This is a genomic window from Novosphingobium sp. NFX11, from assembly GCF_057376415.1.
On the sequence record NZ_CP080384.1, the window covers coordinates 811,503 to 834,211 of the forward strand.

Annotated in this window: 18 protein-coding genes and 3 pseudogenes; 12 read left to right on the forward strand and 9 right to left on the reverse strand. The window is 65.7% G+C overall.

Annotation, left to right across the window (positions count from 1 at the left end; all coding sequences use genetic code 11):
• Positions 1-55 precede the first annotated feature (55 nt).
• Positions 56-454 carry a BlaI/MecI/CopY family transcriptional regulator gene (locus KZO24_RS04200; RefSeq protein ID WP_271181175.1) on the forward strand — a complete coding sequence of 133 codons (399 nt, stop codon included), beginning with the start codon at positions 56-58 and terminating at the stop codon, positions 452-454.
• Entirely contained in the window at positions 451-2,229 is a 1,779-nt protein-coding gene (locus KZO24_RS04205) for a M56 family metallopeptidase (protein WP_486486909.1), read from the forward strand. Before KZO24_RS04200 ends, KZO24_RS04205 begins: the two co-directional genes overlap by 4 nt.
• Positions 2,230-2,349: 120 nt before the next feature.
• Here KZO24_RS04205 and KZO24_RS04210 read toward each other — a convergent pair whose 3' ends face one another.
• The 3 genes from KZO24_RS04210 to ypfJ form a co-directional block, all read right to left on the reverse strand.
• Positions 2,350-2,937 (reverse strand): hypothetical protein, encoded by a 588-nt coding sequence (locus KZO24_RS04210; RefSeq protein WP_271181173.1) that lies wholly within the window; start codon positions 2,935-2,937, stop codon positions 2,350-2,352.
• Between the two features lie 160 nt (positions 2,938-3,097).
• The gene (locus tag KZO24_RS04215) at positions 3,098-3,826 is read right to left on the reverse strand and encodes a hypothetical protein (RefSeq protein WP_486486910.1); all 729 of its coding nucleotides are present in this window, start codon (positions 3,824-3,826) and stop codon (positions 3,098-3,100) included.
• A gap of 10 nt (positions 3,827-3,836) precedes the next feature.
• Positions 3,837-4,712: a KPN_02809 family neutral zinc metallopeptidase gene (gene ypfJ / locus KZO24_RS04220; RefSeq protein ID WP_271181171.1), complete on the reverse strand. Its 876-nt coding sequence runs from the start codon at positions 4,710-4,712 to the stop codon at positions 3,837-3,839.
• A gap of 202 nt (positions 4,713-4,914) precedes the next feature.
• Here ypfJ and KZO24_RS04225 point away from each other — a divergent pair, with 202 nt between their 5' ends.
• From KZO24_RS04225 to KZO24_RS04240, 4 genes and pseudogenes are all read left to right on the forward strand, one after another.
• The gene (locus KZO24_RS04225) at positions 4,915-6,465 is read left to right on the forward strand and encodes a M28 family peptidase (RefSeq protein WP_271181170.1); all 1,551 of its coding nucleotides are present in this window, start codon (positions 4,915-4,917) and stop codon (positions 6,463-6,465) included.
• Positions 6,466-6,580: 115 nt separating this feature from the next.
• Positions 6,581-8,038 (forward strand): IMP dehydrogenase, encoded by a 1,458-nt coding sequence (gene guaB / locus KZO24_RS04230; protein WP_069708019.1) that lies wholly within the window; start codon positions 6,581-6,583, stop codon positions 8,036-8,038.
• Positions 8,039-8,177: 139 nt separating this feature from the next.
• Positions 8,178-9,343: pseudogene (locus tag KZO24_RS04235) on the forward strand (RsmB/NOP family class I SAM-dependent RNA methyltransferase).
• Positions 9,344-9,355: 12 nt separating this feature from the next.
• Positions 9,356-9,898: a tetratricopeptide repeat protein gene (locus tag KZO24_RS04240; protein ID WP_008831309.1), complete on the forward strand. Its 543-nt coding sequence runs from the start codon at positions 9,356-9,358 to the stop codon at positions 9,896-9,898.
• Between the two features lie 180 nt (positions 9,899-10,078).
• Here KZO24_RS04240 and KZO24_RS04245 read toward each other — a convergent pair whose 3' ends face one another.
• Positions 10,079-10,561 carry an RNA pyrophosphohydrolase gene (locus KZO24_RS04245; RefSeq protein ID WP_271181167.1) on the reverse strand — a complete coding sequence of 161 codons (483 nt, stop codon included), beginning with the start codon at positions 10,559-10,561 and terminating at the stop codon, positions 10,079-10,081.
• Positions 10,562-10,814: 253 nt separating this feature from the next.
• Here KZO24_RS04245 and KZO24_RS04250 point away from each other — a divergent pair.
• The 3 genes and pseudogenes from KZO24_RS04250 (at position 10,815) to KZO24_RS04260 (ending at position 14,831) form a co-directional block, all read left to right on the forward strand.
• Positions 10,815-12,772, forward strand: a pseudogene (locus KZO24_RS04250) (2-oxoacid:acceptor oxidoreductase subunit alpha).
• Between the two features lie 35 nt (positions 12,773-12,807).
• A complete protein-coding gene (locus tag KZO24_RS04255; RefSeq protein ID WP_271181165.1) occupies positions 12,808-13,821 on the forward strand; it encodes a 2-oxoacid:ferredoxin oxidoreductase subunit beta in 1,014 nt (337 codons plus the stop codon).
• A 59-nt stretch (positions 13,822-13,880) separates the two neighbouring features.
• Positions 13,881-14,831 (forward strand): metal-dependent hydrolase, encoded by a 951-nt coding sequence (locus KZO24_RS04260; RefSeq protein WP_486486911.1) that lies wholly within the window; start codon positions 13,881-13,883, stop codon positions 14,829-14,831.
• Here KZO24_RS04260 and KZO24_RS04265 read toward each other — a convergent pair.
• Entirely contained in the window at positions 14,788-15,480 is a 693-nt protein-coding gene (locus KZO24_RS04265) for a phosphatase PAP2 family protein (RefSeq protein ID WP_271181163.1), read from the reverse strand. The genes KZO24_RS04260 and KZO24_RS04265 overlap by 44 nt on opposite strands.
• 54 nt (positions 15,481-15,534) lie before the next feature.
• Between KZO24_RS04265 and KZO24_RS04270 the strand changes: the two genes are divergently transcribed.
• Positions 15,535-16,914, forward strand: a complete 1,380-nt coding sequence (locus tag KZO24_RS04270) for a cryptochrome/photolyase family protein (RefSeq protein ID WP_271181162.1) — start codon at positions 15,535-15,537, stop codon at positions 16,912-16,914.
• A 33-nt stretch (positions 16,915-16,947) separates the two neighbouring features.
• Here KZO24_RS04270 and KZO24_RS04275 read toward each other — a convergent pair whose 3' ends face one another.
• Entirely contained in the window at positions 16,948-17,175 is a 228-nt protein-coding gene (locus KZO24_RS04275) for a hypothetical protein (protein WP_271181161.1), read from the reverse strand.
• 171 nt (positions 17,176-17,346) lie between these two features.
• Here KZO24_RS04275 and KZO24_RS04280 point away from each other — a divergent pair, with 171 nt between their 5' ends.
• On the forward strand, positions 17,347-18,654 hold the full coding sequence (locus KZO24_RS04280) for an SAM-dependent methyltransferase (RefSeq protein ID WP_271181160.1): 1,308 nt from the start codon (positions 17,347-17,349) through the stop codon (positions 18,652-18,654).
• Positions 18,655-18,811: 157 nt separating this feature from the next.
• Here KZO24_RS04280 and KZO24_RS04285 read toward each other — a convergent pair whose 3' ends face one another.
• From KZO24_RS04285 to purF, 3 genes and pseudogenes are all read right to left on the reverse strand, one after another.
• Positions 18,812-19,150, reverse strand: a complete 339-nt coding sequence (locus tag KZO24_RS04285; protein WP_271181159.1) for a PilZ domain-containing protein — start codon at positions 19,148-19,150, stop codon at positions 18,812-18,814.
• A 77-nt stretch (positions 19,151-19,227) separates the two neighbouring features.
• Positions 19,228-19,936, reverse strand: a pseudogene (locus KZO24_RS04290) (SDR family NAD(P)-dependent oxidoreductase).
• Positions 19,933-21,378 carry an amidophosphoribosyltransferase gene (gene purF / locus KZO24_RS04295; RefSeq protein ID WP_486486912.1) on the reverse strand — a complete coding sequence of 482 codons (1,446 nt, stop codon included), beginning with the start codon at positions 21,376-21,378 and terminating at the stop codon, positions 19,933-19,935. Before purF ends, KZO24_RS04290 begins: the two are co-directional and overlap by 4 nt.
• An 886-nt stretch (positions 21,379-22,264) precedes the next feature.
• On the opposite strand from purF, the gene KZO24_RS04300 reads away from it, so the two are divergent.
• Positions 22,265-22,558 (forward strand): hypothetical protein, encoded by a 294-nt coding sequence (locus tag KZO24_RS04300; protein ID WP_486486913.1) that lies wholly within the window; start codon positions 22,265-22,267, stop codon positions 22,556-22,558.
• Positions 22,559-22,709 lie beyond the last annotated feature (151 nt).

A 22,709-nucleotide genomic window follows, 5' to 3' on the forward strand; every position in this document is an offset into this window, starting at 1 on the left:
TTGACATTCACCCATCGTTCATGTTTACAGACGTAGTCGATTACGTGTGTAGACGATGGAGAGATGGGTGTCCGAGTCCCCTGAACAGCCCGACCGCATTTCCGAAGCCGAGCATGCGGTGATGGAGGCGCTGTGGCAGCGCTCTCCACTCACTGCCCAGGAAGTCTGCGAGGAAGTCTGCGGTCCGCGCGGCTGGAGCCTCGCCACGGTCAAGACGCTGCTGTCGCGCCTCGTCGCCAAGCAGGCGGTCGAGACCGAGCCTGACGGCAAGCGCTTCCTTTACTCCCCTCGCATCGCGCGTACAGTCTATGTCGGTGCGGAAAGCCGCCGCCTCGTGGACCGCCTGTTCGGCGGCCGCGCGGCGCCGCTTTTCGCGCACCTGGCGCAGAGCGAACAACTCAGCGACGACGACATTGCCGAGATCGAAGCCCTGCTGAAGGAGCTGAAGTCATGACCGAATGGCTTACCGATACGCTTCTGGCGACCGGCGTGCTGATGGCGCTGGTGCTGCTCGTCCGCCGTCCCGTGGCGCGTTGGTTCGGTCCGGGCGCGGCTTATGCGCTCTGGGCGCTGCCGATGATTCGGCTGGTGCTGCCGCCTCTGGCGCTGCCTCGCTTCATGCCGCACGGCTTGCTGTCCAACCTGCATTTCGGAGTTGAGCCGATCACCGCGTCGGCCGCCGGGGTGCAGTCCGCCATACCGGTCGAGGCGGTCATGGTTCCCGCAGTCACTGAAGGCATTGCCGCACTGCCCGCCGCCGAAGTGGTTACCTCCACCTCGGTCGATCCGGGGCTGCTGGCGCAAATGCCGTGGATGACGCTGGGGCTGGCCGTCTGGCTCGGCGGTGCGGTGCTGTTCATCGCCTGGCGCACCATCACCTATCGCTGGATGCGGCGTGACCTGCTCGACGGTGCGCGCGTCATCGCGCATTCCGATACCGTACGCATTGTCGAGACATCCGCGATCACCGCGCCGCTTGCCTTCGGGGTGTTCGACAAGGTCGTCGCGCTGCCGCAGGGCTTTCTGGCGGACGCGGACTCCGAGACTTCCGACTTCGCCATCGCGCACGAGATGGAGCACCATGCAGGCGGCGACCTGCTGGCGCTCATCGTGATGCAGCCGCTCTTCGCGCTGCACTGGTTCAATCCGATCGGCTGGGCCGGTTGGCGCGCGGTGAGGGCCGATCAGGAGGCGTTCTGTGACGCGCGCGTCATGGCGGGCCGCACTCGAGCCGAGCGGGCGCGCTATGGCCGCCTGATCGCCTCGATGGCGGGCGGAACACGGCTTGGTCTGGCCGCGCCGATGGCCGGGCCGCTTTCGGGCGAGAAGCCGATCATCCAGCGCCTCAAGGCACTGGCGGCTGCCGATGTCAGTCCGACACGGCGGCTGCTCGCCCGCAGCCTCTTCGCGCTGGCCATCGTCGCGGTGCCTGCTACCGCGACGGTCAGCTATGCCGCGATGGACGAGGCGGAGGCCGATCCGGTCCCCCCGCAGGCGCATCATTCGGCGATGCCGTACGCCCCGCAGCCGCCTGTGCCGCCTGAAGCTCCCGAGGCGCTGGCCGAGGGCGACCTGCCGGAGCCCCCGAGGCGCCCGAGCCGCCGGAAATGCCGGATGTCGATATGGCGGAAGGCATCGCGGCGCCGGTGCCGCCGGTTCCTCCCGCACCTCCGGCTCCCCCGCCGCCCCTCCACTCTCGCCGTACCGGCGCCTCGTCCGATGCCGAACGCCCGGGTCACGATGCGCAAGACGATGACGACCGACGATGTTCGCCAGATGCACGACCGCTTGCGCAGCGCGGCGGATGCCCAGCGCAGCGTGGCCGATGCACAGCGCCGTTCGACGGAAGCACAGCGCATGGCCGCAGAAGCCTTGGCGCGCGCGCCCAAGGTGGAGGAATCGGTCTCGGCCGATGGCAAGCGGCATACCATTCGCATCGTGCAGAAGGACGGCTCGCGCGTTTCTGCCCGGACCGTGGTGCTCGACGAGAATTGCCCCGCCGACAGCCGCCGCCGCGAGGCGAGCCGCGAAGGCAACGGGTCTAGTGCATCGGTGGTCATCTGCACCGGCGAGCCCAAGGCCGCGAAATTCGCGGCAGTGAATGCCCTGCGCAGCGCCCGGGCCTCGATCGCGGCAGACCGTGCGCTGGATGCGAAGGTCCGTGCGGAAATCCTCGCCGATCTCGACGGAGAGATTGCCGATGCTCATCGCGAGGCGAATGCGAATTGATTATGGGCTAGCTAACTTCGGCTTGCTCAATCTCACCTCGTCATTGCGAGCGAAGCGAAGCAATCCAGGGCATTACTACGCCACCCTGGATTGCTTCGCTTCGCTCGCAATGACGAGTGTTCAGAGCGTCCGCAGCTTCGCCGAGGTGATGTGCCAGCCTTGCGAGATGCCCATGCCGCGATTGATCTGGCGCAGCGCATAGCTGCCGGTGAAGCGCTGGCGCCGGCCGTCGTCGAGTTCGGCATTCACGGTTACGGGAACCGTCACGTAGATCGACCCGGCGCCTCCCTCGACGTCCGACACTTTGCCGATGTCGACATGGACGCGGCGAGTATGAGCGTAACCGTCGCTGAAAGCCTGCAGGGTCTTGCCGCTGGGGCCACCATCCGGCCCCCACAGCGTCCATGCAGAGGCATAGTCGCGCGCGTTGATCGCGGCGTAGTAGCGATCGACCATGTCGGCGGCAGCCTCCTTGCCGATGGGATCGATACCGCCGCATTCCGGTGTCTTAGCCCACTCTTCACCGAGAATGGCGCAGCCGCGCGCCACTTCGTTGCGGATCATCGCGCAGGAGTTGGCGGCGTTGCATGGCGGGCGCGTCGCGGGAGAAACTGCGATACACTGCGCGACGAGCTTGCGCGCCGCCGCTTCGCCGATTTCGGACGAGCAGGCAATCGGCCCGGCTTCGGCGGCAGGGGAAGCGGGCATGCTGTGCGGTGGCGCCTCGGTAGACTCGGCGTTCAAGCTGGCGACAGGTGCTGACGAAGGCGCTTCGCTGGTCGCTGGCGCGGATGGCTCCCCGCCGCAGGCCGACAACATCAACGCGAGTGCACTGACCGTGCAAAGTGCCCGAAGCATCACGCGGCCGTCAGTTCTTGGGGACTGGCTGGCGGGCGTCGGGTTCGGTCTTGAAGGCAAGGTCGCGATCGGACTTCGCGTCGGCCTTGGCCTCGGATTTCGCCTTCTTCTTCGCGTCCTTTTCCTGCTCCATCGCCTTCAGTTCGTCCATGCGCGCCTGGACCACGCTGGCCGGGGCAGGGGAGGCGGGATAGCGGCAGCCCTTGGCCGAGCCGACGCCCTTGAGGAAGCCGCGGCGGGTCAGGCCCGCCTGGATCGCCGCATTGACCTTGCGGTCCTGCGCGTTGGCGCCCGAGACCTCGCGGATCAGGCCGCGGAAGGGGATGAACGAGGCGACCACCCACTTGCCCACGCGCCCGGCGCTGATGCGGTCACGCTCCTCGGCGGGGAGATCGATGTCGGGGCCGAGAACTTCGTCGAGCTGCTGGATCGCCCCGGCGATCTGACGGCACTTGGTCAAGCCGCTCAACGTGTAGGGCTGCGCGGTGGCCTTGACGAGGAGCGGCGGGATTTCGCCATCGCGCCCTACGTTGAGGTCGTTTACGGGGGTCTTAGCCACGTCCATCGCATCGGGATCGCGCGAGGTTATCGGCTTGTCTTCCTGCCGTGCCGTCGCTGGCGAGGCCACAATGCCCGCACTCAAACTCGCAACGACGATCGCACCCAGCCACTTGCGGCTCATGTCCCTGTTCTCCTGTCCCCGGCGCGCGGTCGCCGATCCGCCACCGGGTCCGCTCACGCCTGTGATGTCATCCTGTTGAAGAGAACGTGTCACATGCGTCCTCGTTCCCGGTTTCGAGGCCGCGCTTGAGCCAGCGCATGCGCTCGGCGCTGGAGCCGTGGGTGAAACTCTCCGGCGTCACCGCCTGTCCGGCGTTCTTCATCAGCGTGTCATCGCCGATCGCGCTGGCGGCGGTCAGACCTTCCTCCATATCGCCAGGCTCGATGCGGTCGCGGTTCTTGGCGGCCCAGACGCCCGCGTAGCAGTCTGCCTGCAGTTCCATCTTCACCTGCAGGGCGTTCTCCTGCCGGGGGTTCTGCTGCTGCGCCTTGCGGACCTGCTGGTCGAGGCCGGTGAGGTGCTGGACATGGTGCCCGTACTCATGCGCCATCACATAATAGCGCGCGAAGTCGCCCCGGGCGCCGAGCTGCTTGTCCATCTGGTCGTAGAAGCTGACGTCGATGTAGATGCCCTGGTCGGCGGGGCAGTAGAACGGCCCCATCGCGCTGCTTGCCGCGCCGCAGCCGCTGCGGGTGCCGCCGGTGTAGAAGTGCAGCATTGGCTGCTCGAAGGGCACGTTGGCCTTCTGGAACAGCGGCTGCCAGGTCTTGTCGAGCGAGGACAGCGCATTGCACGATTCGCGCGAGTAGGCGTTCTGCGTGCAGATCTCGGTGGCGCTGCGCGCACCGCCCGCCGGTTGCTGCGTGGTGGTCGGCACCTGCTGCTGTACGTTCTCCAAGGTGCCGAGCATCTGCCCCGGGTCCACGCCGAAGACGAGGGCGCCGATCAGCACGATGATCAGGCCGCCGCAGCCTAGCTTGCCGCCGCCGATGGGAAAGCCGCCGCCACGGCTGCCGCCTTCGGTGACCTTGATGTTGTCGGGGTCGAAATCGTCCAGCCGCATGGGTGCCGTATCCTCTTTCCGCCGTTGCCGGGCAGCGTCTCGCGTGCAGATCAATTCGCAGAACTCGGGGTGTTCCGCAAGTCTCCCGAGTGTTGCGCGGCTGCGTCATTATCGCCGGATGAAGCGGGAAATGTTGCAACTGCACGCGATTGGAGGAAATTTTACAACCGTGCTCGAAAATGTGTCGTATAGGTGCAGCGCAATGAAGTCGGGCATCCGGGCAGTGGGACGTGCAGCAGGGAAAAGTGCGTGGAGGACGGCAGCGTTCTTCGCGCTTTTCGCCGTAGGAGTTCCCATCGGCGTCATTGCCGCCAGCGTCAGCCGCGCCGACCGCGAGATCGAGGACCGGCTGCGCGCGCATATCCAGATCCTCGCCAGCGACGATTTCGACGGTCGCGAACCCGGCACCGATGGCGAGGCAAAGACGCTGCGCTATCTCGCCAAGCAGTGGTTCGACATCGGCCTCGTTTCGGGCACAAATGATCCGGGCAATGAGTGGTTCGCGCCGGTTACTGTCGTCGCTCACGAACCGTCGAGCGGTTCCGCCCGCTTTCTGCGCAAGGGCTTCCGCGCCACCATTGCGCCTAGCGACGTACTGGTCTTCACCTCTGGCAAGCGTTCGCTGGTGCGCAATGCGCCGCTGCTGTTCGTCGGCCGCGCGCGCAGCCAGGACTTCACCCGCAACGAACTGGCAGGCCGCATCGCCGTGGTGCTCGACGGCAATACCCCCGACAGTGCGCGCCAGAATGAGCTGTTGGCTCTGGGCGCCTCGGCCGTGCTGACCGTGCTCGACGGCGAGCGCACGCTGGACGAGGTCGCGGCCCGGCGTCGGCGTTCGGGCTACGCGCTCTCGGACGAGGCGCTGGGCGGCGATCTTGAGGCGTTCATCGGCCGCGCGACGATGGAAACCCTGCTCAAGGGCACCGCTCATACTTTCGATGATCTGGAGCAGGCGGCAAGCAAGGACGATTTCGCGCCCATCGTGCTGGACGTCACCGCCTCGCTGGAAGCCGCGACGGACGAGACGACGATCCGAACGCATAACCTGATCGGCAAGCTGCCGGGGCGCAGCAAGCAGGCGGGCGCGGTGCTGTTCGTGGCTCATTGGGACCATTTCGGAGAATGCGGCGAGCCTCCCGCCGAGGACGTCATCTGCAACGGAGCAGTAGACAACGCCAGCGGCGTCGCAGCGTTGACCGAAGTGGCGCGCCGTCTGTCGCGCAGCCCGCAGATGGACCGCGACGTCTATTTCCTCGCCACCACGGCGGAGGAACTCGGGCTGCTGGGCGCGCACGCCTTTGCCGAGAGCCCGCCGCTGCCGCTGGAGCGGATCGTCGCGGCCTTCAACATTGATTCGATCGCGATCGCGCCGCGCAAGACGCCCTTCGCCATCGTCGGACGGGGCATGACCGGGCTCGACAAGGACATCGCCAAGGTCGCCAAGGCGGAAGGCTTCAAGCTGCGCGAGAACAACGACGCCAATGAATACGTGAAACGGCAGGATGGCTGGGCCTTGCTGCAGCACGACATTCCCGCCGTCATGGTGACGACGTCCTATGGCGACATCGAGCGGATGCGTGCCTTCTTCGACGGCGACTATCACCGGCCGAGCGACGATCTGTCCCACCCGATCGAGCTTGGCGGGGCCAGCGACGACGTGAAGATGCTGACTGCGTTGGGCCGCTGGTTCGCCGATACGCGCAAGGTGCCGGTCACGCCCATGGTGGCAAAGGCGCCGGTCTCGGCGAAATAGCCGGACCTGTCGCACCAGAAACGCGAAAAACATGGGATTCGCCCCCTAGCCCAAACCGCCCCCTTTGATTACATGGGCCGCCACGATTCTCCCCTCGAAGGCATTGGTGGCGCACATGGATATCCAGCTCGGACTCACTTTCGACGACGTACTTCTGCGTCCCGCCAAGTCCGACATCGTCCCCACCCAGGCCGATACCCGCTCCATGCTGACCCGCACCATCGGGCTGAACATTCCCGTGATCTCCTCCGCCATGGATACCGTGACCGAGGCGCAGATGGCGATCGTCATGGCGCAGATGGGCGGGATCGGCGTGCTGCACCGTAACCTGTCGATCGAGGAGCAGGTTGCCGCCGTCCGCCAGGTCAAGCGCTTCGAGAGCGGCATGGTCGTCAATCCCATCACCATCGGCCCCGATGCCACGCTGGGCGAGGCGCAGGCGTTGATGACCGCGAACCGCATCAGCGGCATCCCGGTGGTCGAGGCGTCGGGCAAGCTCGTCGGCATCCTCACCAACCGCGACGTGCGTTTTGCCGCCAACGCCGCGCAGCCGGTGCGAGAACTGATGACGCATGAAAACCTCGCAACCGTGAAGGTCGGCGTCGATCAGGACGAGGCGCGCCGCCTGCTGCACGCCCGCCGCATCGAGAAGCTGCTTGTCGTCGATGAGGGTTTCCACTGCGTCGGCCTCATCACCGTCAAGGACATCGAGAAGGCCGTCCTCTTCCCCGAGGCCACCAAGGACGAAGCGGGCCGCCTGCGCGTCGCCGCCGCCACCACCGTGGGCGACAAGGGCTTCGCCCGCACCGAGGCGCTGCTGGCGGCCGAGTGCGACGTCGTCGTCATCGATACCGCGCACGGTCACAACCGTGACGTGGCGCTGGCGGTCGAGCGGGTGAAGAAGCTGTCGAATTCGGCGCAAGTCATCGCCGGCAACATCGCCACCGCCGAAGCCGCCAAGGCGCTGATCGACGCGGGCGCGGACTGCGTGAAGGTCGGCATCGGCCCCGGCTCGATCTGCACCACGCGCATCGTCGCGGGTGTCGGCGTGCCGCAGCTCACCGCCGTGATGGAAGCCGCCGAGGAAGCCGAGAAGGCGGGCGTGCCGGTCATCGCCGACGGCGGCCTGCGTACCTCGGGAGACGCTGCCAAGGCGCTCGCCGCCGGTGCCTCGACGATCATGGTCGGCTCGATGCTCGCGGGCACCGAGGAAGCGCCGGGCGAGACGTTCCTGTACCAGGGCCGCGCCTACAAGTCGTACCGCGGCATGGGCTCGGTCGGCGCGATGGGCCGCGGCTCGGCGGACCGCTACTTTCAGGGCGACATCAAGGACCAGATGAAGCTGGTGCCCGAGGGCATCGAAGGCCAGGTCGCGTTCAAGGGCGCCGCCAAGGACGTCATCCACCAGCTGGTGGGCGGCATCAAGGCGGCGATGGGCTACACCGGCTCGGCGACGATCGAGGACCTGCGCAAGAACTCCAAGTTCATCCGCATCACCAATGCGGGCCTGCGCGAGAGCCACGTCCACGACGTGACGATCACCCGCGAGGCACCGAACTATCCGACGCGCTGAGGCAGCTAACCCCTCCCGCAAGCGGGAGGGGTAGCGAGACTTGGGCCGCAGGCCCTTAGTCGCAGCGGGGTGGGCACTGACGCCGACCTCGCGTTCTCATGCGCCCACCCTCGGCCTCTCCTGCAGGCGGGAGGGTGAATTGACCCCCGCAGCCCGCATTCAGGCAGCCATTGAGGTGCTCGATCTCGTCATCGAGGCCGCGCGGTCCAACGGCGCGCCTGCCGATCGCCTGATTTCCGAGTGGTTCCGCGCCCGCCGCTGGGCAGGGAGCGGGGACCGCCGCGCGGTTCGTGAACTCGCCTACCGCGCCATCCGCGCCTGCGGGGAAATCCCCGCGACCGGCCGCACCGCCATGCTGCGTGTCGCGGATATCGACCCGCAAATTGCGGCTCTGTTCGACGGATCGCGCCACGCACCTGCACCGATCGATGCCGCCGAGCCCAAGGCCGAGGCCGGTGTCGCTCCGGCATGGCTGATGCAGCGCCTCGCCGACAGCGGCGTCGAACATCCTGAAGCCCTGCTGGACCGCGCGCCGCTCGACATCCGCGTCAACACGCTTAAGTCCGGCAGTCTCGACCTCCCCGAAGGCGGGGAGAAGACCGTCGCCGCGCACGGCTGGCGCTACCCGCCCGAGACGAAGATCGAGCAGTCGCCCGCTTACCTCGAAGGCATGATTGAGGTGCAGGATGCCGGCTCGCAACTCACCTGCGAGGTCGTGGCCGCGCGGCCGGGCGAGACGGTGATCGACTTGTGCGCCGGGGCAGGGGGCAAGACCCTCGCGCTCGCCGCCGCGATGGAGAACGTCGGGCGGCTGATCGCCTGCGACGCCGACCGCGCGCGCCTGCAACGCCTGCCGCCCCGCGCCGAGCGGGCCGGGGCGACCGGGATCGAGACTTTGCTCCTCGACGCCAACCGCGAGATGCAGGCGCTTGAGCCTTTCGTCGGCGCGGCCGATGCGGTGCTCGTCGATGCGCCGTGCTCGGGTACCGGCACCTGGCGCCGCAACCCGGAAGCGCGCTGGCGCCTGACCGACAAGCAGCTTGAACGCTACGTGGCGATCCAGTCACGCCTGCTCGACATCGCGGCGACGCTGGTGAAGCCGAGCGGGCGGCTGGTCTTCGTGACCTGCTCGCTGCTCGACGCGGAAGGCGCGGATCAGGCCGAAGGTTTCTTGACCCGCCATCCCGACTGGCGCGCCGAACTGCCTGTTTTGCCCGCCGGAACCCCGCGCGGCGCCGGCCTGCGTCTCTCTCCTCGCGCGATGGAACCGACGGGTTTTTCGTCGCGCGCTTCGTCAGGCTGTGATAGCGTCACGTCATGATGAGGACGAAAACCTCGGCCAAGGACCTGCTGATGCGTTATACGCCCGTTGCCGTTGCCCTTTCCCTGCTAGCCGCCACGTCCTCCAGCGTCCTTCTGTCGCAACCGCCCGAGCAACTCGATCCGCGCGCCAGCATGCTGCTGAGCGAGGGCCGCGCTGCCGCTGCGGCGGGCAACATTGACGGGGCGATCGACGCCTATGAATCGGCGCTGACGGTCGAGCCCGGCAGCGTCACCGTGCTGCTCTCGCTTGCCGACGCCACGCGCCGTCAAGGCATGCAGGGCAAGGCGCTGCATTACTACCGTGTCGCGCTGACCAGCGATCCGCGCAACGTCACGGCGCTTGCCGGCGAGGGCATGGCGCTGGCCGAAAAGGGCGCGACCGAGAAGGCCAACCGCAATCTCGCGCGGCTCCAGACGCTGTGCGGCAAGGACTGTGCGGAAGCGCAGTCGCTGGCGGGCGCGATCGCCAAGGGGCCGACGCCGCGCATGGTCACTGCCGATGCGGTCACGCCAAAGACGGCGGTTTCGGAAAACTGAAGCGCGGCGCTATCTGCGCGGGGGCTTCGACAGGCTCAGCCTGAGCGGGTTTGCCGCCGCCGTCGTCCCGGACTTGATCCGGGACCGGTGGCCGTCTTTAGGTGTGAGCGTGTTGCTCGCGCAGCAAGATCGGTGGTTCACGGCCACCGGTCCCGGATCAAGTCCGGGACGACGTAAGCCTCAGATCAGCGTCTTGAACTCTTCCAGAACAGCACGATAGACACGCTTCTTGAAAGGCACGATGAGGTCCGGCAGCAATGTCGCCTCGACCCATTTCCAGTCGCAGAACTCCGCTGGCTTGTGCGCATTCAGGTCGATGTCGGCATCGCTTCCTTCGAACCGGGCGAGGAACCAATGCTGGCGCTGCCCCCGATATTTGCCCTTCCACAGCTTGCCGACAAGTTCAGGCGGCAGGTCGTAGAGCAGTTCCTCGCGGGTCTGCGACAGCAGCTTGACATGCTTCCTGGTGACGCCGGTTTCCTCGTGCAGTTCGCGAAAGGCGGCTTCCTTGAGGTCTTCGCCGTCGTCGACGCCGCCTTGCGGCATCTGCCACCAGTCGCCTTCACGCGTGTCGATGCGCTTGCCGACGAAGACCTTACCATCGGCGTTGACGAGCATGACCCCGACGCAGGGGCGATAGGGCAGGGACGAGAAATCGTTCATCGAGATAGGCGAATCCGAATTGAAGGGGAGGGGCTCTCTACGCGATTCGACAGGAATTGCACCCATGTCTGCCTCATGGTCACAGGATGGCGGAACCACCGGCGCTTGACTAGCCCGCATTGAGGTCCACACTCCTCCCCATGGCGGCAAACGCGAAGTTTGTTCGCCCAAGAGAAAACTAATTTGTCATTGGGAACCTGAGTCCGCAGCCTCGACGCAGAAACCGGCGCGGACCGGCAGCAGAGGATAGACCATGGCGACACTGGCCGGAGACCACGATACCGACGCATCCGCTGTCGAGACATCGCCCGTAGAAGCGGTCGTCGTTCGCTTCGCGGGCGACTCGGGCGACGGGATGCAGTTGACCGGCGGCCAGTTCACGCTGTCCACGGCGCTTGCCGGCAATGACCTTGCCACATTCCCGGACTTTCCCGCCGAGATCCGCGCGCCGCAGGGCACGCTGTTCGGAGTCTCCGCTTTCCAGATCAATTTCGGGTCGCAGGAGATTACCACGGCGGGCGATGCGCCGGACGTTCTGGTGGCGATGAACCCGGCGGCGCTGAAGGTGAACGTCGGCGCGCTCAAGCCCGGCGGCCTCGTGATCGCCGACACCGGCGAGTTCAACAAGCGCAACCTCGAAAAGGCGAAGTACGCAGAAAACCCGCTGGAGGACGGCAGCCTCGCGAAGTGGGACGTGCTGGCCTTCGACATCTCGGCGCTGACACTGGAGGCGGTGAAGCCTTTCGGGCTTGGCAACAAGGAAGCGCTGCGCTGCAAGAACATGTGGACGCTTGGCCTGGCGCTGTGGATGTTCGACCGCGACCGCCGCCCGCTGGTCGACTGGCTCCATGCCAAGTTCGCGCATGCGCCGGTACTGGCCGAGGCGAACATCGCCGCGCTCAACGCCGGGCATGCCTATGGCGAGACGGCGGAACTCACCGGCCCGCTGCGCAAGCTGCATATCGATCCGGTGCCGACCGAGCCGGGGCTCTACCGCACGGTGACCGGGGCGGAGGCGGTGTCGCTCGGGCTGGTGGCGGGGGCGCAACTGGCGGGGCTGGAGATGTTCTTCGGAGGCTATCCGATCACGCCAGCTTCGGCGGTGCTGCATCACCTCGTGAAGATGAAGGAGTTCGGCGTCACCACCTTCCAGGCCGAGGACGAGATCGCGGCCATCTGCGCAGCGATCGGCGCGTCCTATGCCGGGCATTTGGGGGTCACGTCCTCGTCGGGGCCGGGCATCGCGCTCAAGGGGAGGCGATGGGGCTGGCGATCATGACCGAACTGCCGCTGGTCATCGTCAATTCGCAGCGGGGAGGGCCGTCCACCGGGCTGCCAACCAAGACCGAGCAATCGGATCTCTATCAGGCAGTCTACGGGCGCAACGGCGATGCCCCGCTGCCGGTGATCGCCGCGCGCTCGCCTGCCGATGCCTTCGAATGCGCGATCGAGGCCTGCCGCATCGCCACGCAGTTCATGACGCCGGTGATCCTGCTGACCGACGGCTACATCGCCAATGCCTCGGAGCCATGGAAGGTGCCTGATCCCGGCGGCTTTACCCCGTTCCCGGTGGAATTCCTGACCGAGACCAACAACCCGGAAGGCAAGCCCCTGCCCTTCAGGCGCGACCGGCGCGGAGTGCGGCCATGGATCAGGCCGGGGACGCCGGGGCTGATGCACCGCATCGGCGGCATCGAGAAGGCCGTGGACACCGGCAATATCGACTATGCCCCCGACGTCCATCAGGCCCAGACCGACGCGCGCAAGGCCAAGGTGGACGCCGTCGCGGGCGCCGTGCCGCCGCAGGAGGTGGCGCTCGGGGCGGCGTCGGGCAGGCTGGCGGTGGTCGGCTGGGGATCCACCTTCGGGCCGATCCATCAGGCGGTGCGGCGGGCGCGGCGCAAGGGGCTGGACGTCAGCCACATTCATGTCCGCCACATCTGGCCGCTACCCCTGAACCTTGGCGGACTGCTGGCCGGGTTCGAACAGGTCGTGGTGCCGGAGATGAACACCGGGCAGTTCAAGACGGTCCTGCGCGACCACTTCCTGATCGATGCGGTGCCGCTCTCCAAGACCAGCGGCCAGCCCTTCGCGATCGCCGAGATCGAGGCCGCCATCGCGACCTTCTTCGATGCGGTCCCCGGCAACGAGGGCGGCGAAGTCTCGGTCAACGAGACGCAGCTTCCGGCACCGGAAATCGAACGACCCTGAGTGCTTAGGCCCAATTCGTCAGGATAGATCTCATCATGAACGACATGACCCCGATCCAGACCACGCTGAAGGACTGGGAAACCGACCAGGAAGTACGCTGGTGCCCCGGATGCGGCGACTATGCGATTCTCAAGGCGGTGCAGCGCACCCTGCCGATGGTCGGTGCGGACCCGAAGAACACCGTGTTCGTATCGGGCATCGGCTGCTCCAGCCGCTTCCCGTATTACGTCGAGAGCTATGGCTTCCACACCATCCACGGCCGCGCCCCGGCCGTCGCGACGGGGATCAAGCTGGCCAATCCCGAACTCGACGTGTGGATCGTCACCGGTGACGGGGACGGCATGTCCATCGGCGGCAATCACACGATGCACGTCCTGCGCCGCAACCTCGACTGCCAGATCCTGCTGTTCAACAACGAGATCTACGGGCTGACCAAGGGGCAGTACTCGCCGACGAGTCGGGTGGGAACGCCGTCGCCGACCTCGCCGATCGGTTCGGTGGATCGTCCGGCGAGCCCCTGCGCCTTCGCGCTGGGGGCTGGCGCAAGGTTCGTGGCGCGCGGCTACGACGTGTCCAAGGACCTGCCGGACGTTCTCAAGGCCGCCTATGCGCACAAGGGCGCGGCGTTCCTTGAAATTTTCCAGAACTGCATCGTCTATAACAAGGATCGCTTCGACGACTTCACGGCCAAGGCCGTCGCATCGGATATGCAGATCGTCTGCCAGGACGGCGAACCGCTTTTGTTCGCAATGAAAACCAAAGGGTTGTCACTCGATCTTGAGACCCTTTCGCTAAAAGTCGTCGATGTGGGCGATGGCGACTGGCGGGCGGCGGGGGTCGCGGTTCACAATGTGCGCAACCGGGGCCTCGCGCATATGCTGGTGGAGATGCCTTTCGGTCCGTTCCCGATGGCGCTGGGGGTGATCTACGACGATCCCGCGCCGACGTTTGAAAGCGCCGTCGTCGCCGAGCGGGCAAGCCTGACGGCGGGAAAGAGTGCGGACCTTTCGAAGCTGCTTGGCAAGGGACAGACCTGGACCGTGGACTGACGGCTTGCAATGCTGCATCGCAAACCCGATAAAGTCTGCGATGCAACTATCTGTCTCTCATGGATAACCTGACGCACAGCCTGGTCGGCTGGGTGCTCGCTGAAACGGGCCTCAAGCGCCGGACACGCAAGGGGCTCGCGGCCTGCGTGCTGGCGGCGAACATGCCGGACATCGATGTGTTCTTCGGCTGGGCGTCTTGGGCTCCGCTCGCCATGCACCGAGGCTTCACGCATGGGCTGGTCGGGGGAGTGTTGTTGATGCCGCCCCTGCTGGCGGGGTTGCTCTGGCTGTTCGATCGCTGGCAGGCATCGCGCGGCGCTACTTTCCGCAGCGGGTTGCCGATGCGGTTCGGATGGCTGCTGGCGCTGTGCTATCTCGGCGCGCTGACGCATCCGCTGCTCGACCTGCAGAACACGTATGCAGTGCAACTTCTCTCGCCGACGAGCGGGCGGTGGTTCCATACCGACGGGTTGTTCATCGTCTCGCCCTGGCTGCTGGCGATCATGGGTTTGGGGCTGTGGCTAGCGTGGCGGTGGAAATCGGCAAAGCCTGCCGTCGCGGCGCTGGCGGGCGTGATCGGCTTCATCGCCCTCAACATAGGGATTTCCGCGATGGCGTGGGATGCGCCGCGCCAGAAGGACTCGACCTTCAACCCCGACCGCATCTTCGCCTCGCCCGAGCCTTTGCTGTTGTGGCGGCGCGACATGATCTGGCGGCAGGCGGGGCGCATTTTCTATGGTCGCTATGATCCGCTCCACGATCCTGCAGGGCTGGTTTCCGCCGAGCATCCTATAACCGACAACATGGCCGATCCACTGGTGCGCAAGGCTGCCGTCGCCACGCCGGAAGTCGTCAAGTTCCTCGCCTGGTCGCAACTGCCGATGGCGCGGATCGAGCGGCAGGGGTGCAGCGCCGTGGTGACTTTTGGCGACGCGCGGTTCACCGGGCCGCGTCTCAGCCGCAACTTCAATGTTTCGGCGAGGGTTCCGGCGGACTGTCCAGCGCGCTGACCGCCTCGGCGGCAAGCTGCGCGGGGCGCTGAAACAGGGCGTTCGCGAGGAAAGCCCACCCGGCGCCGCCCAGCCATCCGGCGACCACGTCGCTCGGCCAGTGGACGCCGAGCCAGACCCGGCTCCATGCGATTGCAAGGGTGCCGAAAAGTGCGGCACCAATGAGCGTGCGGCGCACCGAGGGACGGTTGCTCATCGCCCCGAAGGCTAGCGCCATTGCGATATATATGACCGCGGCATTGAAGCTATGCCCGCTCGGGAAGCTGTTACCGCCCGCTTCGGTGAGATGAGGCACGATCTCCGGACGTGGGCGTCCTACGAGCGCCTTGAGGGCGCTGTTGACCAGCCAGCCGGCCATGACGGTGAGCGCGAAGAGCAGGGCCTCCCGCCGCTGCCGCAGGAAAAGCAGCGCCACGATCGTGCCGATGGCGAAGAGGTTGCGCAGCAGCACCCCGCCAAGCGCCGTCACGTCGCGCACGGCCTCCAGCAGCTTGACCGGGCCAAGCGGCTCGAGCGTGTCGTCGCGCCAGAACAGCAGGCCGGTCCGGTCGAGAGCTTCGGCATGGCCGCCGTGCACTGCCAATGCGATCACGGCTACACCCAGCCAGCATAAGGCGGCGGCGAGGATCAAGGCCCGACGGTGGTGCATCGAAAGCGTCATCGCGCTAGGGAACGCCGGTTATCGAAGGACGTTGCCCCGCTCATGAGTTCTCCTGTCATCGTCTGGCTGCGGCGCGACCTGCGCCTGTCCGATCAACCTGCCATCGCCGAGGCCGCGCGCAAGGGGCCGGTGATCCCTGTCTACATTCTGGACGACGAGACGCCCAGGCACCGCGCCATGGGCGGCGCCTCGCGCTGGTGGCTGCACCATTCGCTCGAAAGCCTCGACGCGGCTTTGCGGGAGAAGGGCTCGCGGCTGATCCTGCGGCGGGGGAGAAGCGATGAGGTTCTCGCCAAGCTGGCCGAGGAAACCGGTGCGCAGGAGGTCCACGCGCTGCATCACTACGAACCGTGGTGGCGCAATGCCGAAAAGGCAGTGGGCAAGATGGGGGGCAAGGTGCTGACGCTTTGCCTGCACCACGGCAACTACCTCGCCCCGCCGGGCTCGGTGACGACCGGCTCGGGCGGGCTCTACAAGATCTACACGCCGTTCTGGCGCGCCTTGCGTGAGCGGATGCCGCCGCATGATCCGCAGCGGCGGCCGCAGACGATTGCTGCGCCGTCGAAGTGGCCGGAGTCGGATACGCTGGCCGACTGGAAACTACTCCCCACCACGCCCGACTGGGCGGGCGGCATGCGCGCGATGTGGGAACCGGGAGAGGAGGGCGCGCGCAAGCGGCTGCACGCCTTCGTCGAGGAAGCCTCATCCTATGAAGGGCAGCGTAACCTGCCGGGTGTGGAGGGCACGTCCATGCTTTCGCCGCACCTGCACTTCGGGGAGGTCTCGCCCGCGCAGGTCTGGCATGCGGTGGCGGATGCGGGCGGCTCGGTCGCGACGTTCCTCGGCGAGATTGGCTGGCGCGACTATGCGCAGAACGTGATCCTGCAGTATCCCGACTACGGCGGCCGCTACGCGCGCGATCCCTTCGGCGCGTTCCCCTGGCGCACCAGCACGCGCGATCTGGAAGCGTGGCAGCAGGGGCGCACCGGCTATCCCATCGTCGATGCCGGGATGCGGCAGTTGTGGCACACCGGCTGGATGCACAACCGCGTGCGGATGATCGCGGCGAGTTTCCTCGTGAAGCATCTCCTCATCGACTGGCGCGCGGGCGAGCAGTGGTTCTGGGACACGCTGGTCGATGCGGACTATGGCAGCAATGCGGTGAACTGGCAGTGGACCGCCGGATCGGGTGTGGACGCCAACATGTTCGTGCGGATCATGGCCCCGCTCACCCAGTCGGAGAAGTTCGACGCCGCAGCCTACATCCGCGAATGGGTGCCGGAGCTGGCGGACCTGTCCGACGCGGACATCCATGACCCGCCCTCGGGCAAGCGGCCGAAGGGCTACCCCGACAAGCTGATCGAGCACCGCGACGCGCGCGAGCGGGCGCTGTCGGCGTGGCAGCAGGCGAAGGGCGGGTAGAGACGCTCAGCCCCGCTGCCGAAGCGCCGTCGATCAGCAGGGGCGGCCGTAAGCTGGGCCGCAGCGGTTGTCGCGCTGGTAATCGCGGCGGGTTTCCCGCGCGTTGCGCTTCGCCTCGCGTTGATCGCGGCGGTCGCCATAGCGATAGGCGTCGCGAACGTCGCGGCGGGCTTCGCGCACGTCGTGACGGCTAGTGTAGGACTGGCAGCCGGAAAGCATCGACATGGCCAGCACGCTGCCGATCAGAGCACCCTTCATCATTGCATCAAACTCCGTGTGGTAGACGATGATGAAAGCGGTCCTGCCGCGTAACTGTTCCGGAACGCACGGTTTTTCTTCCAGAGAACCAGTCCGCACTCAATGTTTTCGAGGGAGATTGGACAGGCCAGCTAACCAATTGCCGAGCGACGAAATCGAGTCCATCATCGCGCCATGAACGCACAGGCGCCGGGCAGAGGTGGGGAACTTGTGGACGGGGGACGCGCGATCGGCGTCGGCTCCCAGTTGCTGGCGCGGCTGTGGTCAGGCGGGGTGCACCGGATCCTCGACCGCATTGATCGCGGGCTGGAGCGCGGTTCGATCATGGCGACGCTGCCCGGCGGTCAGACCCGGCTGCTCGGCGGTCGTCAGTCCGGTTTCGATGCCGTGGTGGAGATCACTAGCTGGCGCGCGCTGCTGCGGCTGGCGACGGCGGGGTCGGTCGGCTGGTATCAGGCCTGGGACCTCGGCGAGTGGGACAGCCCGGACCCGGTGCCGCTGTTCGCGTTGTTCATGGACAATGCCATGGCGCTGGGAAACACCGGCCGTGCGCATGGTCCGTGGCGGCTGCTCACCCGTGCGCTGCACGCGCTTCATCGCAATACGCGCAAGGGTTCGCTGAAGAACATCCACGCGCACTATGACCTCGGCAACGACTTCTACGGGCAGTGGCTGGGCGAGACGATGCTCTATTCCAGCGCGCTCTATTCCGAAGTCGCCGCCGGACCGAACCCCTATGCCCAGTTCGTGACCGAACTGGACGTCGCGCAGTCGGCCAAGGCGGGCGCGATCGTCGAGCGGCTGGAGCTGGAACCCGGCGATCGTGTGCTGGAGATCGGCTGCGGCTGGGGCACGCTTGCGGCCTTCGTGGCCAGCCATGCCGAGGTGCACGTCGATGCGATCAGCCTCTCGGACCAGCAGCTTGCCTATGCGCGTGAACGCTGGACGTTCGAGCGCAGTGACGGACGTGGCAGCGTCGATTTCCGCAAGCAGGACTATCGCGACGTTATCGGTCAGTACGACGCGATCATGTCGGTGGAGATGGTCGAGGCGGTGGGGCAGGCCTACTGGCCGGAATTCCTCGACTGCATCGCGCGCAACCTCAAGCCGGGTGGGCTGGCGGCGCTGCAACTGATCTCGATGCCTGATGCGATCTTCGAGGGCTATGCCCGCAGCGCCGACTTCATCCAGACCTTCATCTTCCCCGGCGGCATGCTGATTCGCGAGAGTGAGTTCCGCGCGTTGGCCGAGGAGAGGGGGCTGGTCTGGGAGGATCGCGTCGGTTTCGGGGCGGACTATGCGCGCACCTTGCGCGAATGGCGGGCGAACTTCGATCTCGCGGTGGAGGGAGGGCGTTTGCCCTCGGGCTTCGACGAGCGATTCGTGCGGCTCTGGCGGTTTTATCTGATGTACTGCGAGGGTGGATTCCTCGGCGGCGGGATCGATGTGGCGCAAGTGACGCTGGTGAAGACGCTCGATTGAGAGGCGATCGTCGAGATCAAAGCCCGTCATCCCAGCGAAGGCTGGGACCGCTATGACCATGATGCGTCCCATCGGCAGGGCGCCGCTGACTTTAGAGAAGCCTCGCCGCAATCTTACCATGCGCCGAGAGCGGTCCCAGCTTTCGCCGGGATGACGGTTAGCGTCGATCGCGATTCCAGCGCGTCATGACCGCATCCAGTTCATGCGGTTCCAGAAGGTGCTCGAAAGCGCAGCCGACAAGCCCGTTGTCCCACCACACCACTTTTGCGGGCAGCGCCTCTTCCCTGCCGGGCAGCGTCAGCCAGCACATCGTGCGCGGCGCGATATGGCTCATCGCGGTCGCCGAAAAGCCGGAGAGCGACAAGTCGCGCACTGCCGTCTGGAAACTTTTGGACCCGGAGGGGCGCAGCGTGGCAGGGATCGAAATGCGGTTGCGATGCGCGCTGCGGTCTTCCTGCGCAGCGGCGGCGTAGCGTTCCTGCTGGGTGTGATCCATGGGCGACCTCGCGCAAATTACGACGTGTCTACAACGCCTATTTGCCCGATGTGTCCCAGTTTGGGGTTACGATCCGGTTATTGCGGCTGGTTAACGGTTTCCCGGTGGCCCGTCGCGAAACTCTCTCCGAGCAGCGCCGTGAGGCGGTCCGCCACGACTTCGGGCGGCTTGACCGAGGCCGGTGCCTCGCCCGGATAGGCCCGCGCGCGCATGGCGGTGCGGGTCGCGCCGGGGTTGACGATGGCGACGCGAATGTTCGAGGTCTTCGCGGTTTCCTGGGCGTAGCAGTCCAGCAGCACCTCGAACGCGGCCTTGGTGGCGCCGTAGGCCCCAGTAGGCGCGCGGCGCCTGCGCGACGGTGGTGGTCAGGCCCACCACGCGTGCGTTCGGGCTCTTCTTCAGCAGCGGATCGAAATTCGCGATCAGTGCCTGCGTCGAGAGAACGTTGGTGGTCAGCGCTTTGTTGAAGGCGCGCTGGTCGATGTCGGCGACGCTGGTGAGTTCGGGCAGGATCGCCGCGTTGATCACCAGCACGTCGAGCCGGCCCCAGCGGTCCTGCACGGCACTGGCGAGGCGTGCGATGCCGTCGGGCTCGACGAGATCGACGGGGGCGATGGTCGCCGATCCGCCTGCGTCATAGATGCGCTCTTCGACGCGTTCGAGCGCCTTGGTATCGCGCCCGGTCAGGACGACATGCGCGCCCTCAGCGGCCAGCGCAACGGCAGTGGCTTCACCGATACCCCGGCTGGCGCCGGTGACGAGTGCGACCTGATCCTTGAATGTCACGCTGCGTCGAGTTCCGGGAAGCGGTCCGAGAAGTCGGTCAGCTTGGTCGGGTATTCGCCCGAGAAGCAGGCGTCGCAGAACTGCGGGCAGCTCTTCTTGCGCTCCGATTCGCCGACGGCGCGGTAGAGGCCGTCGATCGAGACGAAGGCCAGGCTGTCGGCCTTGATGAAGTCGGCCATCGCCTCGGTGTCCATCGTCGCCGCCAGCAGCTTGGAGCGCTCGGGCGTATCGACGCCGTAGAAGCACGAGTGCTCGGTCGGCGGGCTGGCGATGCGCATGTGCACTTCGGCGGCACCCGCATCGCGCATCATCTCGACGATCTTCTTCGAGGTCGTGCCGCGCACGATCGGATCGTCGATGAGGATGATGCGCTTGCCTTCGACGACGGCGCGGTTGGCGTTGTGCTTGCGCTTCACGTCGGCGTGCCGGGCGGCGTCACCGGGCTGGATGAAGGTGCGGCCCACGTAGTGCGAGCGGATGATGCCCAGCTCGAACGGGATGCCCGATTCCTGCGCATAGCCGATCGCGGCGGGAACGCCGCTGTCGGGTACGGGGATGACCACGTCGGCGTCGGCGAAGGATTCCTTGGCCAGTTCGACGCCGATCTGCTTGCGAACCTGGTAGACCGAGAGGCCGTCCATGACCGAGTCGGGGCGCGAGAAATAGACGTGCTCGAAGATGCACGGGCGCGGCGAGGGATTGCCGAACGGGCGGTGGCTGGAGATCGTGCCTTTGTGATCGACCTGCACCATTTCGCCCGGCTCGATCGTGCGCACGAAGTCGGCGCCGACGATGTCGAGCGCGACGGTTTCGGAGGCGAAGACGATGGCGTCGCCAATGCGGCCCATCACCAGCGGGCGGATGCCCAGCGGATCGCGGCAGGCGATCATGCCCTCGTTGTTCATGCAGATCAGCGAGTAGGCGCCTTCCACCATGCGCAGGGCATCGACGAAGCGGTCGAGCAGCGTGGGGTAGCGGCTGGTGGCGACGAGGTGGATGATCACCTCGGTGTCGGAGGTCGACTGGAAGATCGAGCCCTTGGCCACGAGATCGCGCTTGAGCGTCATCGCGTTCGAGATATTGCCGTTGTGCGCGATCGAGAAGCCGCCGTCGGCAAGATCGGCGAACAGCGGCTGGACGTTGCGCAGGCCCGAGCCGCCGGTGGTGGCGTAGCGCACGTGGCCCGAGGCCATCGAGCCGGGCAGAGTGTCCACTTCCTTCTGGCGGAACACCTGCGCTACATGGCCGATGCCGCGGTGCGAGTGGAACTCCGCGCCGGAGAAGCTGGTGATGCCCACCGCCTCCTGCCCGCGATGCTGGAGCGAATGGAGCCCGGCGGCGGTGATGGCCGCGGCTTCCTTTGCCCCGATAACGCCGAAAATACCGCACTCTTCGCGCAGTTTGTCCCCGTCGACATCAAGGAAGGGGTGAGTCATGTTCATGGTATTTTTCCAGCCCGACTGGCGCGTCCAAACGCGACGCGCATTTGGCTGCGATCGCGTCGAAAAGCAAGGGGGAAGGGATGGGCCGTTGAGGGCGGTGGTTCCTGCGCCCGTTTGGTGACGGGAAGATGACGGGTTTGGGAGCCATGCATCACTTTCCCCGTTCATGCTGGGCTTGTCCAAGCAGGGGAGCCGGAGCGCCCAGCCTCGAGGGGCTTCGACAAGCTCAGCCTGAGCGGGGTTGGGATGGTTTCCGGACAGGCTGAAAGTCGCTCTAGCTTAGCAGCTATCGGCTTCTTTGCGAGGGTTTGCACGTCGCCAAATCCGGTGAATTCGCCAACACAGTAGGCCTAACGTAACCAACGCTAAGGGGGTGGCTACGAGCAGTCGAGATATAGGCTGAATGCCATCTAATCTGTTGGCCAATCCGATGGCTGCTGCAGCTAAAATCGAAAGGCTCATATAGGTAGCGTCAAAGATTTCGGATTTATATCTTTTCCAAAGGACTGAAGAATGAAATTTCTCTTTCTCTTCTTTTTTCAGGCCAAGGCAATATCTGTCCCACTGTGCAGTCGGGCCTGTGAACGCGGCGATGATGAAGAATGCCAGGCTAAATATAAACGGAATAATGAAGCCAAGCATAGACGCACCAGATAGAGGTGAGTGAATATCGTCTCGATTGCCTGAAAGGCTGCATCGTAAGCTAGCCATCTGTCAAGGAAGGGCCGTTTTGGTGCGTGTCCGGTCAGGCTGCATTTCTTCGCGCGCGGCGAGCACCGGACGGACGGCTATAGAGCGCAGCGCTCGCCGCCCGGAATGGCGAAAACGGGTGGAAAGCCGACGCCGAAAGACATAGCCTCGTTCAGAAAATCAAAAGGAGGACGTGGTGATGCGTGACGGACGGCTCATGATCGCGTTGGTCCTATTCATTGTTGCCCTAATCGCTGGGGTCATTCAGGCATGGATCATTCGTCTCTACCTCACCGCAGCCGTCATGGGCGGAGAGTACTGGGATCATTTCACCGACCTTTTTGGGCTGAAGCCGATTGTTGGCCCAAATCAAGTTTGCTTTGACTACTGTGCGCCGCCCCTGCCGTTTGTTGCGGGATGGATTGGTATCACTGCATTTCTCAGCGGGGGCATGGTGCTCGCGTTCGCATGGTGGCGACCGAAGCAATAATTGTGCGGCTCATCCGAACGTCCGACAAGGGGCGCTTGCCGACGGTCCGCTTTCCTACACGCGGCCGGGTCCGGTACATTACACCCATACCCAGTCCGATCACCGCAGACCGCACAAGTTTACACCACAAGGTTACACCTTTGCCCCACAA